This is a genomic window from Chryseobacterium sp. sg2396 (genome assembly GCF_042610505.1).
Lineage (GTDB): Bacteria > Bacteroidota > Bacteroidia > Flavobacteriales > Weeksellaceae > Chryseobacterium.
The window spans coordinates 165209-188135 of sequence record NZ_JBHGAQ010000006.1 but is presented as its reverse complement, the minus strand read 5'-3'; the positions used below and the strand labels follow the sequence as shown (position 1 = coordinate 188135).

The 22927-nt window shown below is 42.1% G+C and carries 17 protein-coding genes; 2 read left to right on the top strand and 15 right to left on the bottom strand.

The window, feature by feature from the left end:
* Nucleotides 1-30: 30 nt before the first annotated feature.
* From ACED20_RS08615 to ACED20_RS08595, 5 genes are all read right to left on the bottom strand, one after another.
* A complete protein-coding gene (locus ACED20_RS08615; RefSeq protein ID WP_294307629.1) occupies nt 31-546 on the bottom strand; it encodes a hypothetical protein in 516 nt (171 codons plus the stop codon).
* On the bottom strand, nt 533-1231 hold the full coding sequence (gene prfH, locus ACED20_RS08610) for a peptide chain release factor H (RefSeq protein WP_294220768.1): 699 nt from the start codon (nt 1229-1231) through the stop codon (nt 533-535). The genes ACED20_RS08615 and prfH overlap by 14 nt, the downstream gene beginning before the upstream one ends.
* Before the next feature lies 1 nt (nt 1232).
* A complete protein-coding gene (locus tag ACED20_RS08605; protein WP_294314627.1) occupies nt 1233-1778 on the bottom strand; it encodes a nucleotidyltransferase domain-containing protein in 546 nt (181 codons plus the stop codon).
* Nucleotides 1779-1850: 72 nt separating this feature from the next.
* On the bottom strand, nt 1851-3242 hold the full coding sequence (locus ACED20_RS08600) for an RtcB family protein (protein ID WP_378104188.1): 1392 nt from the start codon (nt 3240-3242) through the stop codon (nt 1851-1853).
* A gap of 10 nt (nt 3243-3252) precedes the next feature.
* The gene (locus ACED20_RS08595; RefSeq protein WP_294234382.1) at nt 3253-4002 is read right to left on the bottom strand and encodes a hypothetical protein; all 750 of its coding nucleotides are present in this window, start codon (nt 4000-4002) and stop codon (nt 3253-3255) included.
* 554 nt (nt 4003-4556) lie between these two features.
* On the opposite strand from ACED20_RS08595, the gene ACED20_RS08590 reads away from it, so the two are divergent.
* On the top strand, nt 4557-5510 hold the full coding sequence (locus ACED20_RS08590; protein ID WP_294220751.1) for a fasciclin domain-containing protein: 954 nt from the start codon (nt 4557-4559) through the stop codon (nt 5508-5510).
* A gap of 78 nt (nt 5511-5588) precedes the next feature.
* On the opposite strand, the gene ACED20_RS08585 is transcribed toward ACED20_RS08590, so the two are convergent.
* The 6 genes from ACED20_RS08585 to prfA form a co-directional block, all read right to left on the bottom strand.
* On the bottom strand, nt 5589-6089 hold the full coding sequence (locus ACED20_RS08585) for a hypothetical protein (RefSeq protein WP_294234388.1): 501 nt from the start codon (nt 6087-6089) through the stop codon (nt 5589-5591).
* Nucleotides 6090-6149: 60 nt separating this feature from the next.
* Nucleotides 6150-8267, bottom strand: a complete 2118-nt coding sequence (gene scpA / locus ACED20_RS08580) for a methylmalonyl-CoA mutase (protein WP_294264959.1) — start codon at nt 8265-8267, stop codon at nt 6150-6152.
* A 380-nt stretch (nt 8268-8647) separates the two neighbouring features.
* Nucleotides 8648-11659, bottom strand: coding sequence for a reprolysin-like metallopeptidase (locus ACED20_RS08575; RefSeq protein WP_294219890.1), 3012 nt, complete (start codon nt 11657-11659; stop codon nt 8648-8650).
* Between the two features lie 95 nt (nt 11660-11754).
* Nucleotides 11755-13869, bottom strand: a complete 2115-nt coding sequence (locus tag ACED20_RS08570) for a prolyl oligopeptidase family protein (protein WP_378104185.1) — start codon at nt 13867-13869, stop codon at nt 11755-11757.
* Between the two features lie 77 nt (nt 13870-13946).
* Nucleotides 13947-14612 carry a hypothetical protein gene (locus ACED20_RS08565; protein WP_294199406.1) on the bottom strand — a complete coding sequence of 222 codons (666 nt, stop codon included), beginning with the start codon at nt 14610-14612 and terminating at the stop codon, nt 13947-13949.
* Between the two features lie 289 nt (nt 14613-14901).
* Nucleotides 14902-15987: a peptide chain release factor 1 gene (prfA, locus tag ACED20_RS08560; protein WP_294219892.1), complete on the bottom strand. Its 1086-nt coding sequence runs from the start codon at nt 15985-15987 to the stop codon at nt 14902-14904.
* Between the two features lie 322 nt (nt 15988-16309).
* On the opposite strand from prfA, the gene ACED20_RS08555 reads away from it, so the two are divergent.
* Nucleotides 16310-17722, top strand: coding sequence for an amidase (locus ACED20_RS08555; protein ID WP_345766747.1), 1413 nt, complete (start codon nt 16310-16312; stop codon nt 17720-17722).
* Between the two features lie 38 nt (nt 17723-17760).
* On the opposite strand, the gene ACED20_RS08550 is transcribed toward ACED20_RS08555, so the two are convergent.
* From ACED20_RS08550 to ACED20_RS08535, 4 genes are all read right to left on the bottom strand, one after another.
* Entirely contained in the window at nt 17761-18348 is a 588-nt protein-coding gene (locus ACED20_RS08550; protein WP_345766748.1) for a Crp/Fnr family transcriptional regulator, read from the bottom strand.
* Between the two features lie 88 nt (nt 18349-18436).
* A complete protein-coding gene (locus ACED20_RS08545; RefSeq protein WP_294236255.1) occupies nt 18437-18595 on the bottom strand; it encodes a hypothetical protein in 159 nt (52 codons plus the stop codon).
* Between the two features lie 13 nt (nt 18596-18608).
* Complete coding sequence (locus tag ACED20_RS08540) at nt 18609-19268, bottom strand: CPBP family intramembrane glutamic endopeptidase (RefSeq protein ID WP_378104182.1); 660 nt, start codon at nt 19266-19268, stop codon at nt 18609-18611.
* A 595-nt stretch (nt 19269-19863) separates the two neighbouring features.
* Complete coding sequence (locus ACED20_RS08535; RefSeq protein ID WP_378104180.1) at nt 19864-22704, bottom strand: alpha-amylase family glycosyl hydrolase; 2841 nt, start codon at nt 22702-22704, stop codon at nt 19864-19866.
* Nucleotides 22705-22927: the final 223 nt, after the last annotated feature.

Below are 22927 nucleotides of genomic sequence, written 5' to 3'. Positions count from 1 at the left end.
ATTTCATATATAAATGTCTGAAAAAGAGACTTATTTCGTTTCCTTTTTCTTTTTAGTTTTGCTCTTTTCAGGTAGTTTGGATTTAATAAATTTCCTCCGGGCTTTGATACTGTTCAGGCTGCATTCGGTAAAACAGTATTTTTCTGCTTCCTTCAAGAATTTCAGGGCATTGACCAGGCTTCCTCTTTTTTCGGAAAGCATTGACCGGTACAGCCAAAGCGTAGCCTCATCAATCCCTTTTATTTTCAGTGAATAATTGATCAGCTTTTCTGCTTCGTACAGATCTTCGTTATTCAGCAGGCAGATAATATAGTACTGAGGGGTATTGACGTTGGTTACATCATACTGCATGGCTTCTTCAAAATAAAGTTTCGCTTGTTCGTAGTCGCTGAGCATCTCGCTGTAAATCCTTCCCATCAGGCACAGGGCATCGGCATCTTCAGGATCATAAGAGAGTGCATAGTTTAAAGCTTCCATACATTCCGGCAGATTGTACGGATAATGGTCCAGTGCTTCAAAATAATATTTACTTTTAGTTAAGGTCATTTCTGTAATTTTTAAGTTCGTTTTTCAGGTGATACCTTTGTTTGCTGAAAGACTTTTCCTGATAATTTTTTTTAAAATCGGTCCCGGAGAAGGTTCTTACCGGGTTCCCGCGTTGTACATTCAGATGGTTATTCCAGGTTTCCTGCATTCTTTTCTGAAGCTGAATAATATTCTGCTCCAGGACTTTTGCTTTCAGCCTTTCTACGGAAAGTTTTTTATTTTCCAGCTGAGAGCGGGAATCCTGTACGAAAATACTTTGTCCGGTCGGGATATGGGTGGCGCGGACCGCCGTGTTTACTTTATTCACATTCTGGCCGCCGCTCCCCTGGCTTCTTACCGTTTGGAACCGGATCTCTTTTTCCTGAAAACTGGCTTTCTCCAGACCTTCCAGCTCAAAGATCCCGATAAACCAGTTGCTGCGTTTGTGCAGTTTCCGGAAGGTACTTTTACCTGTCCAGCAAATGCTTCCCAGCCACGACTCTAAAAAACACTCCAGGCCTTTTGATTTCAAAAGAAGAGTGACGGATTTCAGGGTCAGGTTTTCATCCCCGTTTTCGCGATGGATGATTTCGTATGGGATATTGTTATCTTTTATTTCTTCCAGGAAAATTTTCAGCACTTTGGCAACGACCCATTGGCATTCCAAAGGCCCTCTTCCTGCGGTTATTTGGATGAGTTTTTCCATATTATTTCGGTATTTCACTTAATTTCGGGTGGCCGACCGGATCAATTCCTTTTTCCAGCAGATCTTTTGCGGCAATCACCGCCCAGCATTTGTCACTGGAATGGATATTTCTGTAAAATGAAAGAAGCGTCTCCGGTTTGACCACGGTAAATCCATTGACGGCTATTGTTTCCAGATCATTTCTCTCAAAAAAATCGATTGTGATCCTGTGGAATTTTCCATTCTCCATTTCTACTGTTTTCTCATAGCGTCGGAAGTTCTCTTGGCTCGGCAGATGATCGTATCTGGTCCAGACTTTCCGGAAACCTTCCTTCTGAAGGATCATTACAACTTCTGCTACATGTTCTTTTTTCACGAATACATCAATATCCTTATGGTCATGCGCGTGTTTGTATTCCTTATGCCCGGCTTCAGACATAAAATGCCACGCCCAGCCTCCTGAAATAATGACTTTTTGTTTTAATTTTTCTAAAATATCGAGTCCGTGCCGGATTCTGAATTCCGGCCAGACTTCACCGTATCTTTTTATGTTGTGTGGTGCTCCCATTTTTTATTTTTGTTTAAGTAAACCTCATAGGTTTTAAAAACCTATGAGGTTTGAAGATGTTGAATCAGCCTTCTACTTATCCATCCTTACCATTCTCGGCTGAAAGGTCCCCAGGATATCCACCAGTTCGCTTTGCGCGCTCATCACTTCGTTGATGTCCTTATAGGCCATCGGTGCTTCTTCCGCGTTGCCGCCCATGAGCGTGACCTTTTTGAGTTTCAATTCTTTTTTGATGTCGTTCTGGGTAAAAAGGCTCCGGCATTCCCCTCTGGAGTATGCTCTTCCGGCGCCGTGCGACGCCGAATTCAGGGACTCTGGGTTTCCTTTTCCACGAACGATGAAGCCTTTGGCGGTCATCGATCCGGGAATCATGCCCAGTTCATTTTCATTGGCGGGAGTAGCTCCTTTCCGGTGGACGATCACTTCCCTGCCGTCATGAATTTCCTTCCAGGCAAAATTGTGATGGTTTTCAATTCTTGCCTTTACCCTTCCGCCTACAGCTTTTACCAGCCTGCGGTGGATATCGTCATGACAGGCGGAGGCATAGTCTCCCGCCAGATTCATCGCCGTCCAGTATTCCAGCCCGAGATGGGTGCTAAGGTCCAGCCAGGCAAACTGCTGCGCTTCTTTCGGCAGCGGGCACTGTTCCACAGCTATCCTGGAATAATACTGGGCGATTTCCGCACCGAGCCCACGCGAGCCGCTGTGAGAGAGGATTCCCAGATATTTACCTTTCGGGAGACCAATCTGCGGATCTTCCTCCGTGATTTCCACTTCACCGAATTCGACGAAATGGTTTCCGCCGCCGGAGCTTCCCATCTGCCGGATGGCTTTACCTTTGAGCCTTCTCAGCAGCGGAATCATATCGAAAGTATCCCGGTCGAAGATCTCGTAGTCGATGTGCGATTTGTGGGTTTCGTACATGCCGAATTTGGTATGCTCGGCCAGTGCCTTTTCGTATTTGTCTCTGGCACCGTCCAGGTATGAAACCGGGGTATCGAGAATGCTGAGGCTCATCCGGCATCCGATGTCCATCCCGACGCCGTACGGGATCACTGCATTTTCTACCGCCAGCACGCCGCCGATCGGAAGCCCATACCCGCTGTGTGCATCGGGCATCAGCGCGCCCTGTATGGAAACCGGTAGCTTCAGTGCGGTATACAGCTGGTTCTTCGCTTCATCCGAAATGTTGTTTCCAAAGACCTGAAACGCCGCCCGCTGGGTATTGAGCATCCTTTTTTCCGTTTTTTTGGAGGAAAGCAAGGCTTCCGCAATCTGTCCGAAAGTGAGGTCTTTCTCAAAATGTTCCGGACTGATGAGGATTTCCTTTAAAAGAGATTTTACATGATGGATGTTTTTGGTTGCAAAATTCCTTTTCATGACTTCCAGGGCAATGTTGACGCTCTGGTTGTTCGGATATCCCAGTTTTAATATATCTTTTCCTTTTAGTTTTAAATTTCCCATTGTTTTATTTTTAAATTTTGAGGAGGTCTCCGTCCTCCAGCCGGTCTGCAACTGCTGTTGCAGAAATGATGTAGTGAAAGGCTTTCAGGCTTTTCCTGCGATCGCGTTTATACCTGTTTTTCCACGGATCAGGTCTTCCGTAAATGGTTTTATGGATGATTGCCTGAACTTTGTGCCGGTTTAAAAAAGAATCGGTTTCATCGATTTCTTTTTCCAGATCCGATTGCAGCGGTTTGTAATGGGTAATGAGGTTCGGTTTTACCTTCAATACAAACCGCCATGGTTCTGTATATTCATAATAAACTTTGCAAGACTTCCTGATCGGGCAGTAGTTGTCTTTCATAATGAAATACTGCTTTTCTCTTTCAGTAAGTCCGAATTTCGGGCTGTCCCATTCCCAGGGATAGATGTTGGCAATGCGCTGTTCTTTTGCGACATAAATCCTCTTTCCGCGCCTCCTTTTTTTCTTCAGGAATTTCCGGTTCGGGGAATACATTTCCGTATTGATCTTCTCCAGGAGTTCTCCGAAAAACCTGCCGTCTTTGGATCTTTTTACGTCATCCCTTACAACGAAAAATCGTACAAAACCCTTCTGATAAGGTTTATCCAAGGGAACCAACGGAATGTTCCGTTTCATTTCCCATAACCGATCGCTGTGTTTGTATTTTTTCCTGATCTGTTTCTCTACATCTCTTTTTATGATTCTTTTTCTGCTTCTCAGATTTCTCAATCTGAAAAACTGGAGGTTATTTTTTTCCATGAATGTTCTGCTCTTAAAATGACATACAAACAAATTGTACATCACCTGATATTTGCTTAAGCTTATCGGCTTATGCGGCCTATAAGATTTTAATACGGAACATTATCACTAGCCCCGATAGCAGTGGAAATCCTTTTTTGAAAAAAAAGATTGCAACGGATAGCGGGAAACAGCTCCTGAAAACTGTCTGAAATGTTCCTCTGTTGTTAAAAAAAGAATCCGGGAATACCTGTAACGGGTTTGAAATATTGCGCAATAAAAAACCCGGAATCTTACGACTCCGGGTGGCTATATTTCATTATACTGTAATTCTAAGAATGTACCCAACCCCGAAGCCCTGCCTTTGCAAAAGGCAATCCTGCTGTAGAAATATGTACTTTACTGAACATTTGCTTCGTTATTTAAAGGGTTAAAACTGATTTAAGCCACAAAATTAAAACATTTTTTGAAATGGCCAAAAAACTCTGCCACAAAAATTTAAATAATTTTTTACTATAAAATAAAAAAAGGTACAGTATTTGTCCGTCCGATTCTACACTTAAACAATAAGAATTATGAGAAATTTGATTAAACCTTTACTTTTTTCCGGGGTGGTTATGATGTGCATGACCTCCTGTGATGACAATGGTACGGATAACATGATGACCGACAGAACGACTTATGAGCTGGTGGCTTCAGACAGTAACCTTACCAGCCTTAAGGCAGCGATCGATAAAGCAGGGCTATCGACAACCCTTAGCCAGAGCGGTACTTTCACTTTATTTGCTCCGACCAACGCTGCATTTTCCACGTTTTTACAGGCTAACGGCTATGCAAGCTTAAACGATGTTCCTGCAGCTACTTTGAAAACACTATTGATGAACCACGTTTTAGGTTCTGAAATGAAGGCATCGGCTATTGCAACAGGTTATGTTTCTACTATGGCAATGGGTTCCGCTTCTACAACAAGAAATATTTCCATGTTCATCAATACCAGCGGCGGTGTAAAGATCAACGGAACGGCGAATGTTGTACAGACGGACATTGATGCAAACAACGGGGTAATCCATAAAGTGGATGCCGTGATCGCACTTCCTACAGTCACAACGCACGTAATGGCAAATCCACAATTCAGCACCATGGTTTCTGCACTTACAAGAAATGATATGCCGAATTTTACAGCTATTTTAAGCGGATCTGCGAATGCTCCGTTTACGGTTTTTGCCCCTACCAATAATGCTTTTGCTTCTCTTCTTACTCAACTCAATTTATCTGCGCTTGCTTCTATTCCTCAAGCTACTCTTGAAGGTGCGCTGAAATACCACGTTGTGGCAGGATCTAATAAGGCCTCCACGGACCTGACAAATAATATGACCTTAACAACCTTACAGGGTAGTACTTTCACGATTACCACTTCCGGAGGTGTTAAGATTACAGATAAAAACAACAGAGTATCGAATGTTATTCTGACTGATGTACAGTGCAGCAACGGGATTATCCATGGCATTGACAAAGTATTGTTACCCTAATTTTTCCCCATAATAATTAATGCGAAGGGCTGTTTCACTTGAAACAGCCCTTTTATTTTATTTTTTATCTGACGATTCTTAATCTTTGGATCCCAAATCATCCATAGGATCATCCATCCCTTTGATAACATTGGAATGATACACTCTTTCCGAACCCAGGAAATAGAGATTGTTTTTTGCTTTGGCAATGATCCCGTTGTATTGTTCTTCGGTCATTCCTTCAGGAATATCGGTTTTATTTTCGGAAGGCTTCCTATACACTTCCAGGGCACCGTTTCTGTTTAAAACAGAGTTTGCCACTGTTGCCTGTTCCATATTATCCGCATATACCACAATGTTGTGCTTTCCGACACTGTGTTTGCGGTAAGCATCCATCATTTCCGTATCATGGGCAAAGGTATATTCGAAAAAACCTTTGGTTTGTTCATCTTCCTGATAGTCGTCGGCCGTTGCCCCACTTTCCGTGTTTGATTTTGACACCACAATATTTGCTTCGTCGATGCCATTTTCTTTTAACTGTCTTTTGATTTCCTGGGTGTCTGCCGTTACCGGAAATACTGAAACTACTGTATAAGCCATAATGAAAATTTTTATTAACTTATACAAAAGCTGTGCAATTTATCCCTTTTTAATTTTAATTTAATTCAAAAACTTTTCGAGAATGTCAACCGCACATTTCGGAAGATTGGTTCCCGGCCCGAAGATGAAATCGGCTCCGTTGGCATACAGGAATTCATAATCCTGCTGGGGAATAACGCCACCCACAACAATCGTGATATCATCGGCACCCAGTTTTTTCAGCTCTTCCACCACCTGGGGAACCAGGGTTTTGTGGCCGGCTGCCAGGGATGAAACCCCTAAAATATGAATATCGTTTTCCACTGCCTGTCTGGCTACTTCTTCCGGAGTCTGGAACAAGGGTGCAACATCCACATCGAATCCCATATCGGCAAATGCGGTGGCTACTACTTTTGCGCCTCTGTCGTGCCCATCCTGTCCCATTTTGGCGACCATTATCCTTGGCCGGCGGCCTTCCTCTTCCTCAAATTTCTGGGTAAGATTCAGGGCTTTTTCAAAATATTCATTTTTTCCGGCATTCATGGCGTATACTCCTGAAATGGTTCTGATGTTGGCTTTGTATCTTCCGAAACTTTCTTCCATGGCATCGCTCATTTCTCCGAGGGTTGCCCTTCTGCGGGCTGCTTCAATGCACAAAGAGAGAAGATTTCCCTTCCCGGTTTTTGCTGATTCCCTGATTTTGTTCAGGATTTCGTCAACAGCGACCGTGTTTCTTTCTTCTTTTATTTTGTTAAGTCTTTCAATTTGTTTTCTGCGGACTTCGGTGTTATCAATGTCCAGAATTTCTATGGCATCCTGCTTCAGTTCCGACCGGAATGAATTTACCCCGATGATGAATTCTTCGCCGCTATCGATTTTAGCCTGTTTCCGGGCTGCCGCTTCTTCGATTCTCATTTTCGGGATTCCGGCTTCGATGGCTTTGGTCATTCCGCCCTCCTGCTCTACCTCATCGATGTATTTCATGGCTTCTTCGATCATCTGCTGGGTGAGGCTTTCTACCAGGTTGCTTCCGCCCATCGGATCTACAACATCACAAATCCCGCTTTCCTGCTGGAGGATGATCTGGGTATTTCTCGCAATTTTCGCCGAATAATCCGTAGGAAGGGCAATGGCTTCATCCAATGCGTTGGTGTGAAGCGACTGGGTTCCTCCTAACGCGGAAGACAATGCTTCAATAGCCGTTCTTGTAATATTGTTGAACGGCTCCTGCTCGGTTAAAGACCATCCAGAGGTCTGGGAATGTGTTCTCAGCGCCAAAGATTTCGGATTCTGGGGATTAAACTGCTTCAGCAGGTTGGCCCAGATGTATCTTGCTGCCCGCATTTTTGCAATCTCCATAAAATGATTCATCCCGATGGCCCAGAAAAAGGAAAGCCTTGGCGCAAAATCGTCGACGTTCATTCCTGCTTTTATTCCCGTTCTTACATATTCCAGTCCGTCAGCCAAAGTATAGGCCATTTCCAGAACCGGTGTTGCCCCGGCTTCCTGCATGTGATAACCGGAAATTGAAATGGAGTTGAACTTCGGAATATTCTGAGAAGTATATTCAAAAATATCGGCGATGATTTTCATGGAAGGCGCCGGCGGATAGATGTAGGTATTCCGCACCATAAATTCCTTTAAAATATCATTCTGAATGGTTCCCGAAAGCAATTCCTGAGAAACGCCCTGCTCTTCTGCGGCCACGATATAAAAAGAAAGAATTGGCAGTACCGCACCATTCATCGTCATGGAAACCGAAATCTGGTCTAACGGAATTTCATTGAATAGAATCTTCATGTCTTCCACAGAATCGATGGCAACGCCGGCTTTACCGACATCACCGACTACTCTCGCATGATCGGAGTCATACCCACGGTGTGTCGCCAGGTCAAAAGCTACGGAAAGCCCTTTCTGGCCTGCCGCCAGATTCCTTCTGTAAAAAGCATTGGATTCTTCGGCCGTTGAAAAACCCGCATACTGGCGGATAGTCCACGGCTTCTGAACATACATCGTGGAGTAAGGACCACGCAGGTAAGGTTCGATTCCCGGAGAAGTGTGTGTGAGTTCCGGGTTTTTAACATCTTCTGCTTTATAAGAGGATTTTAATGACAATCCGTCTTTTTCAAACGGATAGATTTCCGTGTGTTTTTCTGTTATATTAAACTGAAGAGTTTTATGCTGAACTTCCCTTCTCATACTTTCGGATTTATTAGATGGCTAAAATTAAGCATTTTTGGGATAATAAATTTGTGTTAATTTTCAGGAAGAAATTCATTGCATTATTTATTGTAAACTCAAGATGAAATACAGGTCAAAAAGCTGGCAGAAAAAGGCCGGCTGCCGGAAGTTTAGTCTGTCGGCATATTGCTACCGGTCTTACCTATTGCATGATCTTTTTTGCATGCTGTTAAAAGAAAACTATATTTAAAGCCTGGTTACGATGCTGTCCCCTTAAATCATTTAAAAAAAATTAAATACTAGCGAATCCACGTTATCTGCAATTTTATCCGATGAAGTATTCAAAAACAAAATCCGGATACAAGTATCCGGATCTGTTGAACTTTATTTTAAGAATGTTATTTCTTAATAAGTTTGGTGCTGAATGAATCTGTATTCGTTTTTACAGTTATTACATACACTCCTTTTATCAGTGCTGACACGTCTATTCTCTGACCGTCAACGGCACCGCTCTGTACTAATCTTCCGTCTGCCGTGTAAATTTTGTAATCCCCTTTTTCCTTAAGATTCTTTATTTCAATAAATGTATCTGCCGGATTCGGATAGATGGAGATTTCAGATTTTGTACCTTTTATCTCATCTACAGCAAGAGCACCTGCATTAATTTTAACGGAAAAATCTTTAAAAGATCCTTGTGATATAACACCTCCACCGCTTACAGGAACAGAAGGACTGCCGCAAGGTCCGGTAGCCGTATTGAAGAAGGTATTGGCGACTCTCATTCTCAATGTTTTATCTCCCGAATATGCCGTTGCAGGCACTGTAAATGTAAATGATCCCGTATATTGACCATTTGCAGGAGGAACTGTACTTACGGAACCTACTTTTTCGGATGTTTCAAAAACTCCATTTCGGTTATAATCGATCCATACTTCCATATTGTCATTATAACCCGCCTGGTTGCCAACATTAAAATAAGAGAAAGTATATTGAGTTCCTTTCGTAAGGTTGATCAGCTTGCTTGCATCGTCTGTAAAATCCCTGTAGGTATTAAAGATGGTGTTGTAATACAATTCAGAGTAGGTAACGTTACTTAATATGAACTGCGCCAAGCCACTGTTATAAGCAAAACTTGCAAAACTATTTCCTCCGGTTGTCATCAGACAGTAATCTGCTCCTGTCCTGAAACCTTTTGTTTTGAAAGTATACGTAGAAGAGTAGGTTCCTACTACGGTATTTACGACGGCTGCAACCTGTGCTTCGTAATTGGATTCATCTTCAAGACCTGATAATAAAACGGAGCTGGTGGTACTTGTTGTATTGGACCAGTTGGTCTGCCCTGCCTTTCTGTAATTTATAGAATAGGTTGCTCCCGGTACGGCGTTCCAAGATAATCTTGCCGTGTTCTTAAATATTTCGGAACTTAAAGCCGATACTCCTGTAGGAGCAGCGGTGGAAGAAGTAGGCGCAGTTCCTACACTTATTTGCGGAGAAACCGCATAGAATACGTTTCCGACAGCAGAAATTCTAAGTTTAACAGCTCCTGTTAAGCCGGAAGGCATTTGTACAGTATAGCTTCCCGTATTAGGTGTAGAAGCCACCAATTGCGTCCACGTGGATCCGTTTGAAAGATCCGTTGTATATTCTATTTTTACCGCAGAGGCATTATACGGTGCTGCATTGGTATTGGCAACATCCCATGTAATGGTATTCGGAGCATTATTATACAATACGGTAGAAGTGGTAAGCCCTGAAAATTTAAATGGTCCGTCATTTCCTACGGTCAGTGTTGTTTCAGATGAAACCAGCAATGGTCTCACCGTATTTTCGTCCCTTACCGTTACGGCATAATTAAGGGTTCTCGGAATATATGAAACGGTTTCCCATTTAACTTTATCGGTTAGGTTTCCTGCCATAACACTAGGAAGGCTTGGGAAATATCTTCGTCCGCTTGTTGTTCCGAAGAAAGACCTTGCTACAGAACCCTGTGCATTATATCCCCAACCGCTGTCTCCGGAAATGGAATTGTAAGAGTCTACGCTGTCATACTGTTCCCAGGAATATTTGATGGGATCCGTATCCACCGCAGAAGCCTCAAGATAATACGCCGTTCCTTTAGGAATGGTATACGAAGTAAGCGGAGCAATCACCGGAGCCGTATTGTTTGTGATCGTCTGGGATGTTCCGCAGGTGGTTTTGCTGTCCAGGCTGTTTAAAATTTGGTTGATGGACACATAATGAAAGTAAGCATCCGTATTGGCCTGTACATTATCTCCGGTAATTCCGGCATATCCCATGATGGTGGTACCTCCTCCCGGCTCCACGTTTACTCCCGATCCTTCGGAAACGTGCGAGAATGTATGATTGGCTCCCAGCTGATGACCCATTTCATGAGCTACATAATCGATATCAAAAAGATCTCCCGTAGGCGTTGTATTTTGGGTAAAAGCAGAACCTTTAGCCAACGAGTTTGATGTTGCCGGGTTTACACATGTCGAACCGATAGATCCGGCATTACCATTACCTCCGGCAGCATTAAACACGTGCCCCATATCATAATTGGCATTTCCCACCTGAGACGTTAATGTCTGCTGTAACTGTAAATTTAAATTGCCGGTGTATGGATCCGTAGCAGGATCTGTGTAAATGATATTTGGTAAATCCTGAATAATAAGCTTAATTCCGAACTCTTTTTCGAAAACTCCGTTCACACGCGTCATCGTAGCATTCATTTGGGTAACCGTATTGGTGGTTCCTCCTGAAGGATCGAATTTTTTGGTGTACTCTCCTGTTGTGGATAAAGCTAATCTGTAGGTCCTGTATTTTGTGGTTGCGGGCCTGCTGGTAATTCCGACATGGGAAAGTTTTTTCCTGCCGTAATCTTCCAGCATTTTTATGTCCTTGCTGTTTTTCTCGTCGGTAGTACATTCAAAGCCATTATCGCTCTCGGTTCTTTTCGTCTTATAGAACACCCCATACGTCTTTTTATCATTGCTGATCGGCTCTATAAACTGAAATACCCCGTCTTTAATAATCATCGACTGAATTTCCGTAGGCGCAGTACTGAATCTGAGGTATTTTGAAGGATCATCTATTCCTACTCCCACGTAAGAACCAAGTTCGTATCTGTCTGCCATGGATTTTTCCATAACAGGATTGCTGTATACCGCAAACTTTTCCACTTTACCTTCTGCCGTAGGTAAAGAAATAATAACCGGTTTTGCTCCGGCCCCTGTTTCAACAGCATCTTTCAAAAGATTTCGAAGAGAGGGCAAATCTACTTTATAAGCATATTTTACCTCAACTCCTTTTCTAATTTCAGAACTCTTTTGAGAAGACGGTTCCCATCTTTGCGCATACGCTGCAGAAGCCGCACTTATGGCACAAACCAGTAAAAATTTTCTCTTCATAATAATATTTTTAAATATTCTAAACAAATATAATTTAAATGGCAAAATACAAAAAAAATGACTGACACGTAACTTATCAGCCATTTTTAACATTATTAATTATTTCCTAACTTCCGGATCCCCATTTCATACAAAGCAAAAGAAAGCAGATCGGCATTTTCTCCTATGACCTGTTCCGTGGATCTTCCGGCTCCGTGGCCTGCATTTTTTTCGATCCTCAGAAGGATCGGATGGCTGCACGCCTGTTTTTCCTGAAGCTCCGCGCCGAATTTGAAAGAGTGTGCCGGAACCACCCGGTCGTCGTGATCGCTTGTGATGATCATGGTAGACGGATAACAGGTTCCCGCTTTCACATTATGCACCGGAGAGTATGATTTTAAGTATTCAAACATTTCCCTGCTGTCTTCTGCAGTTCCATAATCGTACGACCAGCCCGCACCGGCGGTAAACTTGTTGTACCTAAGCATATCCAGAACCCCGACTCCCGGGAAAGCGACTCTTGCCAGATCCGGACGCATGGTCATGGTGGCTCCTACAAGCAGTCCGCCGTTTGATCTTCCGGAAAGGGCCATATATTCTTTTGATGTATAGCCTTTCGCCTGCAGGTATTCACCCGCCGCGATAAAATCGTTGAAGACATTTTTCTTCTGCTGTTTGGTTCCTGCATCATGCCATTTTTTACCATATTCCCCGCCGCCACGGATGTTGGGAACAGCATAGATTCCGCCGTTTTCCATCCAGATGGCATTTACCACAGAGAAAGCAGGCTGCAGGCTGATGTTAAATCCGCCGTAAGAATACAGGATTGTCGGGTTTTTACCGTCGAGTTTTGTTCCTTTCTTGTAATTGATCATCATCGGGATTTTGGTTCCGTCTTTTGAAGTGTAGAAAACCTGTTCGGAAACATAGTCTTCCGGGTTGAATTTCACTTTCGGTTTCTGGTAAACTTCGGATTTCCCGGTATCTGCATTGAATTTATAAGTAGTTCCCGGCGTGATGTAATTGCTGAATGAGAAATAAAGTTCCTTTTCTTTTTCCTTTCCGCCGAATCCGGAGACATTTCCTTTTCCGGGCAGCGAAATCTCCCTTACCAGTTTCCCGTTTTTATCATACTGCTTTATCTGATCGATGGCATCGACCATGTAGGTAGCAAAGAAATATCCGCCTCCGGTGGTAATCCCCAACACATTGTCGGTCTGTGGGATCACATCTTTCCAGGTTTCAGTTGAAGGGTTCTTAATGGTTGTTTTTACAAGTCGCATATTCGGTGCATCTTTATCCGTAAAAATGTACAGGTTGTCGCCATCTGTATCTACAATACTCGCATTGATATCGAATCCTTTATTGATCTGGATAAAATCGCCACCGTTTTTCAGGTCTTTGATATACAACTCATTTCCGTTAGTGGCATTGGCTGCGGAAATGATAAGGTAACGCTGGTCTTCGGAAACACCAGCACCCAGGTATCTTCTCGGGGTCTTATCGCCACCGAAGATCAATTTATCCACCGACTGTTTCGTTCCCAGTTTATGAAAATATACCTTGTGCTTATCAGTCATTCCGGAAAGCACCGTTCCATCTTTCGGTTTGTCGTAGCTTGAATAATAGAAGCCTTCATCACCCTGCCACGAAATTCCGCTGAACTTTACATCTACCAGCGTTTCATCGATTTGCTTTTTAGATAAAGCGTCTATGATAATGATTTTGTTCCAGTCGCTTCCTCCTTCTGAAATAGAATATGCAGCCAGATTTCCTTTTTTGTTAAAGGACACTTGAGAAAGTGAGGTTGTCCCTTTTTCAGAAAATTTATTCGGATCTAAAAATACTTCTGTTTCTTTCGTTTTGTTGTTGGTTCTGTACAAAACAGATTGTGCCTGTAATCCGTTGTTTTTATAATAATAGGTATAATCGCCTTCTTTGAAAGGCGCCGAAATTTTTTCGTAGTTCCAGATATCGGTGAGCTGTTTCCTGATTTCTTCTCTGAAAGGAATTTTTGCAAGGTAATCCTGGCTGTGTTTCACTTCTTCGTCCACCCATTTTTTGGTGGCTTCAGAATCATTTTCCAGGTCTCTGAACGGGTCTGCCACCGCTGTTCCGAAATAAGTATCGGTCTGGTTCCCTTTTATTGCTTTTGGATAATTCATTTTTTGTGCATGGAATGTTGCCGAAAACAAAACGCCGGCTGTTAATAAAATGGGGCTGAATTTCATAGTAAGCTCTTTTACCAAAAATAAGAAATCTGTTTTAAATAAAAAAAGCTGCCGGAACCGACAGCATTCATTTATGATTAATTTATATTTTTAAAATAAAACTCGTTCAGTTTCCAGGCCATTTCCTGAGGGCCACCGTTCCAGTAATAAGTATCGGTGCCATACTTTACCTGGTACAGGTTGAATTTCTGCCGGGTAGAGACAATCTTATCTGCCTTTTTCAGATTATTGGTAATATCGATAAGGTATTTTTTCATTTCCCCGGGTCCGATTTTCTTTATATCCCCGACATTGATCTGGGAAGCTACGGCCGGAACCTTAAAGTTCACTTCATAATCTACTTCCGAGATTTCCTGATTTTTAATAAGGTCAGAAGATCGTGTTTTTATATCTTTAATATTGTAAGTAGCATTTTTAAAATTTCCGATCAATATTCTAAAATATTCACGGGCTTCATTTTTACAGACTGCGGAAACCTCGGTTGGGAGGTTCGATAGAAAGATATTGGTAAAACTGTCAACTTTTTGATCGTAAGATTCATTTAGGCTCATTTTATGGGTATTCTCTTTTCCTAAAAAATTAATCAGATAGCTGTTGAGCTCTTTTAAAGAATCGTCATTGTATTTTACAAAAGAATCAAAATAAAGGTTAAAGACTTTTTGTGGTGGTAAAATGTTTTGAGCCCGTAAATTTTGCGTAAAGCAAAGCATCGCTACCAAAAAAGCAGCCGTAAGATTTTTCATAAATGTATTATTCAAATTAGCGTATAATTTATTCCCCAGCTCCCTGATAAATCCGGAAGCATTTTATAAATGTACCTATTATTTTCAATAATCTTTTAACATTATTTAAAAATTACTGAATTATTTTTACTGAATTCAAAAATCTTACTTCAATAATCTAATGAAAGACAGCATAATAGTAATAGATCGATGTTATGTATGTGGTACCTAACAAGAGGTTTTTATTGTGATAATTATAAAAAAAGTCTCCGGAATCCGGAGACTTTAAAAAGATTTTATGATAAAGATTTTATAAATTTTCTTCTTCGCCTTTCATTTTTTCAGCGTTTTCCGCCATGATTACCGCATCAATCATTTCGGAAATATCACCGTTCATATAGGCATCCAGATTATACATGGATTTGTTGATCCGGTGATCCGTAACCCTACCCTGAGGATAGTTGTACGTTTTGATCTTTGCAGAACGGTCTCCCGTAGAAACCATCGATTTACGCTGGGCGGCAATATCACCCTGCACTTTCTGCAATTCGATATCGTACAGTTTGGTTCTCAGCATTTCCATCGCCAGTTCACGGTTGGCCAACTGGGAACGGGCCTGCTGACAAACTACCACCAATCCCGACGGTTTGTGCGTCAGCTGAACTTTCGTTTCAACTTTGTTTACGTTCTGACCTCCCGCTCCTCCGGATCTGGAAGTCTGCATTTCGATATCCGCCGGATTCAATTCAAAATCCACCTCTTCAGCTTCCGGAAGAACTGCTACCGTAATGGCTGAAGTATGAACCCTTCCCTGGGATTCGGTTTCCGGAACACGCTGTACACGGTGAACGCCGGATTCAAATTTCATGATTCCGTACACGCCTTCTCCTTCCACCTTCATAATGAGTTCTTTGTAGCCTTTGGCCGCTTCGTTAGAGTCTGTTACTTCATGTCTCCATCCTTTTGTTTTAAAGTACATGGAATACATCCGGTAAATATCCTCTACGAAAATCGCCGCTTCATCCCCACCGGTCCCGGCACGAAGTTCTACAATAACGTTTTTATCGTCTGCAGGATCTTTCGGAATCAGCAATACTTTTAATTCGTCCTCCAGTCCCGGAATTTTTTCCAGGGCTTCGTTCTTCTCGATTTTTGCCAGCTCTACAAAATCTTTATCTGATCCGTCAGCAATGATTTCATCAGATTCTTCAATCGTGTCCAAAGCCCCTTTATATTGATCGTAAACTCTTACAATTTTTCCCAAATCGCTATATTCTTTGTTCAAAGAAGAATATCTTTTTTGGTCAGAAATCACATCAGGCTGTATAATAAGGTCGGCCACCTCATTATATCTCTGTTTTATAGCTTCTAATTTTGGAATTAATGATTTAGCCATTATGAAAATTTTGTGGGTGCAAAGATACGGATTATTAATTCATTGTAAAAGTATAGTTTGCGATTGTACATAAAGTGGAGACCTTGTTCTTTTGTCTTGAAATAAGAGATTCGGCTTTACAAACAGAAGAATATATCCCGGTACCTTCCGGACAGGCTTTCAGAACCTGTATTAATTAATTTATTTCATTCTTATTGTGACAATTGTCACGCTCAAATAGTGTCAAAAGACCTTTCGCCGGCAGGTGGTCCGATAATATTTTTGTGATGTAGTAAAATTTAATGAAATCATTTTACAACCAACCTTAGTTAAAAAAAGAATTATGAACACACAACCCATTTATTATCAAGATGCAAGCAGTCTGGCCGAATTAATACGTAACCGGGAAATATCCCCTGTGGAGGTTTTGAAAACCCTTCATGAAAGAATTAATTCATTAACTCCATCCATAAATGCGATGGTAACACTTTCAGACCATGCGGTCAGGGAAGCGGAACTGGCTGAAAAGATGGTTCTGAGCGGTGAAAAGCTTGGTCCCTTTCACGGAGTTCCGTTTACCGTAAAGGATTCTATCGACACCTTAAATGTTCTGACGCAGAGAGGATCGCCTATTTTTAAAGGACGTATTCCGGACAGGGATGCAACAAGTGTTGCAAGAATGAAAAATGCCGGAGGAATATTACTGGGCAAAACCAATCTCCCCGAATTTTCGTATTGGATTGAAAGTGATAATTTACTGAGCGGCCGCACCAATAACCCATGGGATTTAAGCCTTACTCCCGGCGGATCAAGCGGGGGCGAATCGGCAGCTATTGCAGCAGGCCTGTCACCGATCGGGCTGGGCACCGACCTTGCCATATCGGTCCGTGGACCTGCTGCACAAACCGGGATCGTTTCTTTGAAAGCCACTCACGGAAGCATTCCGATGACGGGAATATGGCCCCGCGTTCCGCGCCGGTTCTGGCATGTGGGACCGATGGCCAGAAGCATCCGCGATCTTTCACTGGCATTTTCTGTATTATCAGGGCCTGACGGCAAGGACGGATTTGCATCCTTTGAGGCGCCATCAAACCATCTTCAGAGAAACATCCCCGATCGGCCACTCCGGATAGGATGGATGGTGGGACCCGGCTTCGGGCCTGTCGATCCTGAGGTTGCCAATACCGTAAAATCTGCGGCAGTTGCATTGAAAGAACTGGGGCATATAGTAGAGCAGGTAGAAATTCCGGCTCTTGAAAAGGATTTTGTCTTAGAAGTTTTTAATCGAATCCATGTCATGGAAATGAAAGAAGCATTCAGACAGACCACTGAAGGAAGAAGTGAAGATGAGATCTACAAAATGGCAAAAACGATGCTTTCTTTACCGGAAACTTCCATGAAAGATTATATCCATGCGGAGCAGGCAGCTGAGCGCATAAGAGACGGTTTTGCAGAATATTTTTTCCAATACGATGTACTGTTGACTCATGTTCTGCCTATTCCGGCTTATCCGCACGGGGAAGAACATTTTGTAATAGATGGGAAAAATGTTGACGCCACTTACCTCCAGGGAGCGACTGTTCCTTTAAATGTTACCGGACTTCCCGGAGTATCGATGCGATTTGGAACCAGCCGAGAGGGCTTACCTATCAATGTACAAATTATTGGAAGCTGGCATGCGGAGCCAATGATCCTGCATGTAGCATCCTTGCTTGAAAGTGCAGGCTCTTTTTCGGATCTTCATCCTCCGATTTAAGCAATTTTATTAATTGAAATTAAGGCCTGATAGAATGATCAGGTCTTATTTTTTACGCTGCCCTCTTTCCTGATTCTGCTTAAGGTTTCACGCGACATGCCAAGGTAGGATGCAACCATATATAAAGGAACCTTATTAAAGATCTGAGGATACGTCTTTTGAAATTCTATATATTTTTCTTCGGCTGAACCGCTGATCAATGAATAAATCCTACGCTGGCTGGCTTCATAGGCCCTTGCCTGCAGTCCCGTTTCGAATAATTTCAGTGCAGGAATGGCTGACAGCAGATACTGCCAGTCTTCTTTTGTCCACAGGATGACGGTGCTTTTGGAAAGCGCTTCAATATTATATTCAAACGGTGTCCTGTTGTTATAGCTTTCCTGGTATGTCATCCACCAGCTCTCAATACCGAAGCGCATAGTATGATCCGTACCGTCCTCCCCAAAACGGTACAATCTGAAACATCCACTGATAATAAAACAATTATAATTCCATACCTCTCCATCGTGCAGAAGCGATTGCGATTTGCGGAGGTTCCGCTCTTTCCCTTTGCTGTAAATAACCCGAATCTCCTCTTCGGAAATTTCCGTACATTGTTTTAAATAATCTTTAAAGAAGCTGAACATAATGTAAAACTAATAAATTGTAGTGAAGCAAAGTACAACCCGACCGATTTCCGGCTTATATTTCTATTTTTAATCCGGGATCATTTTTTTAGTAGTAATTATACATAAGCCTTCCTGCGCTTTGATCTGCAATCTGCCGGATTGCTTTTGAGACCGTAATAAAAATCTTTCTTACATCCGGCTGAAAGACAATAGCTCCGGCTATATGAAGATACAATGACTTGGGATCCTTATCCTGCCATTCCATAGTGGACAGCATTTTATATCTCCTTTCTTCCTCTGCTGAATATCCATATCGCCAAGGTAATGATAACAATTTCATAGATCAGAGTGAAAAAAAGCCCATTGACATCGGATGCAGCAAGTTCAATCCGGAATATTCCCTGCCCTGCTCCGTCGAAGCCCAACGTATGCAAAATGAGATTCAGCGTGATATGTAATGTAACGGCCGGCCAGATGGATCCCGTGTAGTAAATCACGGCAATAAAAAGCAACGACATGGTAAACGTTGTCACAGCCATACTTAATCCTTCTTTCGTTAGTCCGAATCCGGGTAAATGAAAAAGCCCGAAAAGAATCGAAACAAAAAGAACCGCGCCTGTCTTTCCAAAGAGTCTTACCGAGGCAAGCAGCAAAAAGCCTCTGAACAATAACTCTTCGAGGGTATTACCCAAACTATAGGAAACAATATCCATTACCGGAACAATTTTCGAAACGGGATTTCTTATAATGTCGAAAGGATAAATGAGATACAGGATTGCCCACATGCCCCCTATCAATAAAAACCCCAGAATACTTCCCCCGAAACACTGGCCTACGGATCCCGGTTTACATTTTAATATACTTCCGTTCAGGGCATTCTTTTTACTAAACTTATCGTTTAAATAATAAGATAAGATCACAAGGCCTGCTAATATCATTGAACGAATAAAAAATGGAAAAAAAGCATTTTCATGAAAACTGATCTGCCCTAAAACATTTATTGTCCAGATAAATGTACCCGATAATATAAACAAGATAAAATGGAATACTAAAACTTTGTTTTTTTGTATGATGCTCAATTTGCGTAGATTTTTTCATTGCTGCTAACATTCGGATTTACGCATTGCGTCTATCTGATTTAACTTTTCTAAAGTTATTTTGCCACTAATATAAAATTTATTTTGACCGGATAAACATCAGGTCACTACTATTTATTTTTCCAGTTGTGAATAAGTTGTGGATAACCTGTTAATTGCCTCTTGGGAAACTGTGAATTGGATATGAGTAACCACGCAAATAATCTGAATAAAAATTTGAACCGCTGTGAATAAAATATGGATAACGTATGAATAAGATGTTGAGAAGGTCTGGACAACCCCTAATTTCGTTGCGGAAAAAGATGTGGAAAACGTATGGAAAAGCCGTTAATATTGTAAGGATAATCCCGGCTTTACGGTGGATAAACTATGGATAAATAAAAAGGAGATCATTCTCATGACCTCCTTTTGGATTAATTTCAGATTTATCCACAGGTTATTTAACAATCATTTTCTGAATCGCAATTCCTGTATCTGATTTTAAATGAATAAGATATGTTCCTGCAGGATAATTTACTTTCAATTCATAAGTTCCGTTTTCACCGCTTAGCTTAAATGAATCCATTCTTCTGCCGCTTAAATCATAGATGAAGATCTCCCCATTCTTCGCTTTGTGATAAATTAATTTAGCCAAACCGTTTTTCACCGGGTTATCCGCAATTTGAAGCGAAAGCTTATTTGCAGCATTTACATCAGCTGTGGATAAACTAGTGGTATAATTGCCCAGAATTCTGAACTCTCCCGGCTGAAGGGTTATCGGAGCCGTGGTGGATGTTACATTGATAATAGAATTATCCATCAGGTTCTGCCATTGTCCGGTGTAAGGAAAATACGGTATCACATTCTGGGCAGCTGTTGTATAATTTGCCAGCACCACTACATTCTTCATCCCTGATGTTAACAGGTTATCATATACATAAATCCGGGTAATCAGTCCATTCGGGTCATTAGCTAAATTGTTTGATTCTATGGAGTATGTTTTCGATCTGAAAACCGGATATAAGTTCCTGAAGTTGATAATTTTTGCCCAGGTATCATACACCACTTTTCTGCTGGTATTCGTATCATAGTTCAAAGAAAATGCGATCGGCTTCTGATCCGTTCTGCACCCGTTGTTAATCGTACCGTCCTGGCATCGGTTGATGCTGAATTCATACCCAAGCTCCCCGAACTGCCAGATCATTTTCGGACCGGGAATCGTAAAGAATGTCGCCCCGAAAGTCTTCATTCTGTTAAGCGCCGTATTCAGGTTTTTCACATCGTAGCTTCCGCTCACCGCACCGTAGGCCAGGTTTTTGAACATCAGCCTTTCTTCGTCGTGGCTTTCTCCGTATCCTACTGCAGACATGTTGGTAAAACCGTGAAGCGCATGGTTCATCCTGTCATAATTGCTGTTTTCTTTGTAACCCATGGTATTTTGGTTATAAGAACCGTTCTGGTTATTCCACAGCATGACCCCTTTTCCTTCCGCAACTCTATAATTTGCCCATTGCTGCTCTTCCGCATCCGTTCCCAAATGTTCAAAGATCATGTAGGAATTAGGATCAAGCGCCCACTGTCTGTCGGCATAATATTTTAGGATATCCACTCTGTCCTGCTGATAGGCATTGGTACAGGTTTCATCGTTTTCGGAACAGCTTTGGGTAAAGCCTTTCGTTAAATCCCAACGAAAACCGTCAATACGGTATTCCGTCAGCCATTGCTGAAGACATCTTTCAACGTAATATTTCGTTGAAGCACTGGTATGGTTGAAATCGTTAAAGACATTATAGGAATGTTTAGGCACCTGATTGAAGTAAGGATTGTTGGCTGCAATATCGCCGTAACCGTCTCCATCCGGATCGATATTCCATAGTCTTGCCAATGGAGAACGCCCTGTAGCATGGTTGAAAGCAACATCAAGGATAACGGCGATCCCGTTTTGGTGGCACAGGTCTACAAATTCCTTGAATTTTTCAGGAGTTCCATAAGCCTTATCTAAAGCATAATGAAAAGACGTATTGTACCCCCATGACAGGTTTCCTTCAAATTCCATGATCGGCATCAGCTCGATGGCATTGATGTTCAATCCTTTTAAATAAGTGATTTTATTGATGAGTGACTGCCAGTTTTTCTCCTGCGTAAAATCCCTCAGCAGTAATTCGTAAACCACAAGATTTTCTTTAGCCGGACGCTGGAAGTTGGTCACCTGCCAATTGTACGGTGTTTGTCCGGTTTTAAACATCGAAACTTCAAAGCCCTGCCCGGCAGGAAATGCCGGCAGGTTCGGATACGTGGAAGCGGAAATATACTGATCGTCATAAGAAGATAAAATCTGCGGAGAATAAGGATCTGCCACTTTTCTGAGATCATTGGTCCTGTACTGGAAAGTGTACAGCTGCTGTGGGATAAGACCGCTCAGCTCAATCCAGTATAAATCCGGATTGGTTGTGTCTCTCTTCATCAGATAAGCATCATTTACCGTCCAGTTGTTGAAACTTCCGATCACATGAACGAAATTTTTAAATGGAGCATACAAAGCAAGCCCAACCTTTGTATTATCGGTAGGGTTGTAATTGATCCCCTGCCTGATCCAGCTCGGAATAGCCTGTGAAACCACATTTCTCGGAACCTGCAACGTGAATGTTGCATTTTTTACCGTTGAATTGGCATCGGTTGCAATCAGTTCCATATTCGCATCCTGGGTTACGGTGTAACTGTAGGAATAGGAAGTGGAAGGTGTTGATGTAGAATTCACCACCGTTCCGTTGGCTTTAAGCTGGAAGGTAGCGTTTACATTTGTTGTCGCCGTAATGTTGATCGAATTCCCTACCGGAACGGATGTTAAGCTGTTTGCCGCAGGATTGGTCATGGTCAGGTTTAAGATTCCGACATTAACGTAGATATCCGGTGAGGTCTGGTGAGCTCCCGTTTTATCTTTTAATAAAAAGCCAAACCTCCCGATGCCCGTTCTCCCGTAAAAAGTGGTGGGGGTAAAAGACAGGGAATAGGTATCGGTAGCTGCATTATAGCTGAGCCTGTTGGCCTCGTTGGAATTGTTCCAGCTTCCGTTGGTAGGACAGTCCTGGCTGTTCTGGTAGTTGGTATCCAGCGACCAGGACCATATGTAAATGGCGTTGTTCGAAACGCCCCAAGCCGTTTCATCAATCTGGTTTCCCGGGACGGTTAAGGTAATCGCGTTCGTTTCATTGAACGGATTCGGTGTAATGGTATAACTGATCTGGCCAAACGAAAGCGCCACGATCAGCAATAATAGACCTGAATAAAACTTTTTCATACAGTTTTCAATTTTTTAGTACAGTTTAATAAAGATAATTTATTTTTCATCACCTTTTCGTTCTGTATCAAAAAAATTATTTAATCTATTGAAATAGTATCTATTGGCCGTCAATACTATAGAAAAAAACTTACTCTATCGTTATCATTAAAAAGCAATCCGGTCCTGAATATCGTACCATATCTAAATTTAAAACCGGTTTAAAACAAAACAGAAGACTTCT

Bases quoted from the DNA above. Each gene is read 5' to 3' on its own strand.
- ACED20_RS08595 (WP_294234382.1), bottom strand. From the start codon at position 4,002: ATGGAAAAAAATAACCTCCAGTTTTTCAGATTGAGAAATCTGAGAAGC.
- ACED20_RS08540 (WP_378104182.1), bottom strand. From the start codon at position 19,268: ATGATATTAGCAGGCCTTGTGATCTTATCTTATTATTTAAACGATAAG.
- ACED20_RS08550 (WP_345766748.1), bottom strand. From the start codon at position 18,348: ATGTTCAGCTTCTTTAAAGATTATTTAAAACAATGTACGGAAATTTCC.
- ACED20_RS08600 (WP_378104188.1), bottom strand. From the start codon at position 3,242: ATGGGAAATTTAAAACTAAAAGGAAAAGATATATTAAAACTGGGATAT.
- ACED20_RS08570 (WP_378104185.1), bottom strand. From the start codon at position 13,869: ATGAAATTCAGCCCCATTTTATTAACAGCCGGCGTTTTGTTTTCGGCA.
- ACED20_RS08590 (WP_294220751.1), top strand. From the start codon at position 4,557: ATGAGAAATTTGATTAAACCTTTACTTTTTTCCGGGGTGGTTATGATG.
- scpA (WP_294264959.1), bottom strand. From the start codon at position 8,267: ATGAGAAGGGAAGTTCAGCATAAAACTCTTCAGTTTAATATAACAGAA.
- prfH (WP_294220768.1), bottom strand. From the start codon at position 1,231: ATGGAAAAACTCATCCAAATAACCGCAGGAAGAGGGCCTTTGGAATGC.
- ACED20_RS08565 (WP_294199406.1), bottom strand. From the start codon at position 14,612: ATGAAAAATCTTACGGCTGCTTTTTTGGTAGCGATGCTTTGCTTTACG.
- ACED20_RS08615 (WP_294307629.1), bottom strand. From the start codon at position 546: ATGACCTTAACTAAAAGTAAATATTATTTTGAAGCACTGGACCATTAT.
- ACED20_RS08585 (WP_294234388.1), bottom strand. From the start codon at position 6,089: ATGGCTTATACAGTAGTTTCAGTATTTCCGGTAACGGCAGACACCCAG.
- ACED20_RS08535 (WP_378104180.1), bottom strand. From the start codon at position 22,704: ATGAAAAAGTTTTATTCAGGTCTATTATTGCTGATCGTGGCGCTTTCG.
- ACED20_RS08605 (WP_294314627.1), bottom strand. From the start codon at position 1,778: ATGGGAGCACCACACAACATAAAAAGATACGGTGAAGTCTGGCCGGAA.
- ACED20_RS08545 (WP_294236255.1), bottom strand. From the start codon at position 18,595: ATGGAATGGCAGGATAAGGATCCCAAGTCATTGTATCTTCATATAGCC.
- prfA (WP_294219892.1), bottom strand. From the start codon at position 15,987: ATGGCTAAATCATTAATTCCAAAATTAGAAGCTATAAAACAGAGATAT.
- ACED20_RS08555 (WP_345766747.1), top strand. From the start codon at position 16,310: ATGAACACACAACCCATTTATTATCAAGATGCAAGCAGTCTGGCCGAA.
- ACED20_RS08575 (WP_294219890.1), bottom strand. From the start codon at position 11,659: ATGAAGAGAAAATTTTTACTGGTTTGTGCCATAAGTGCGGCTTCTGCA.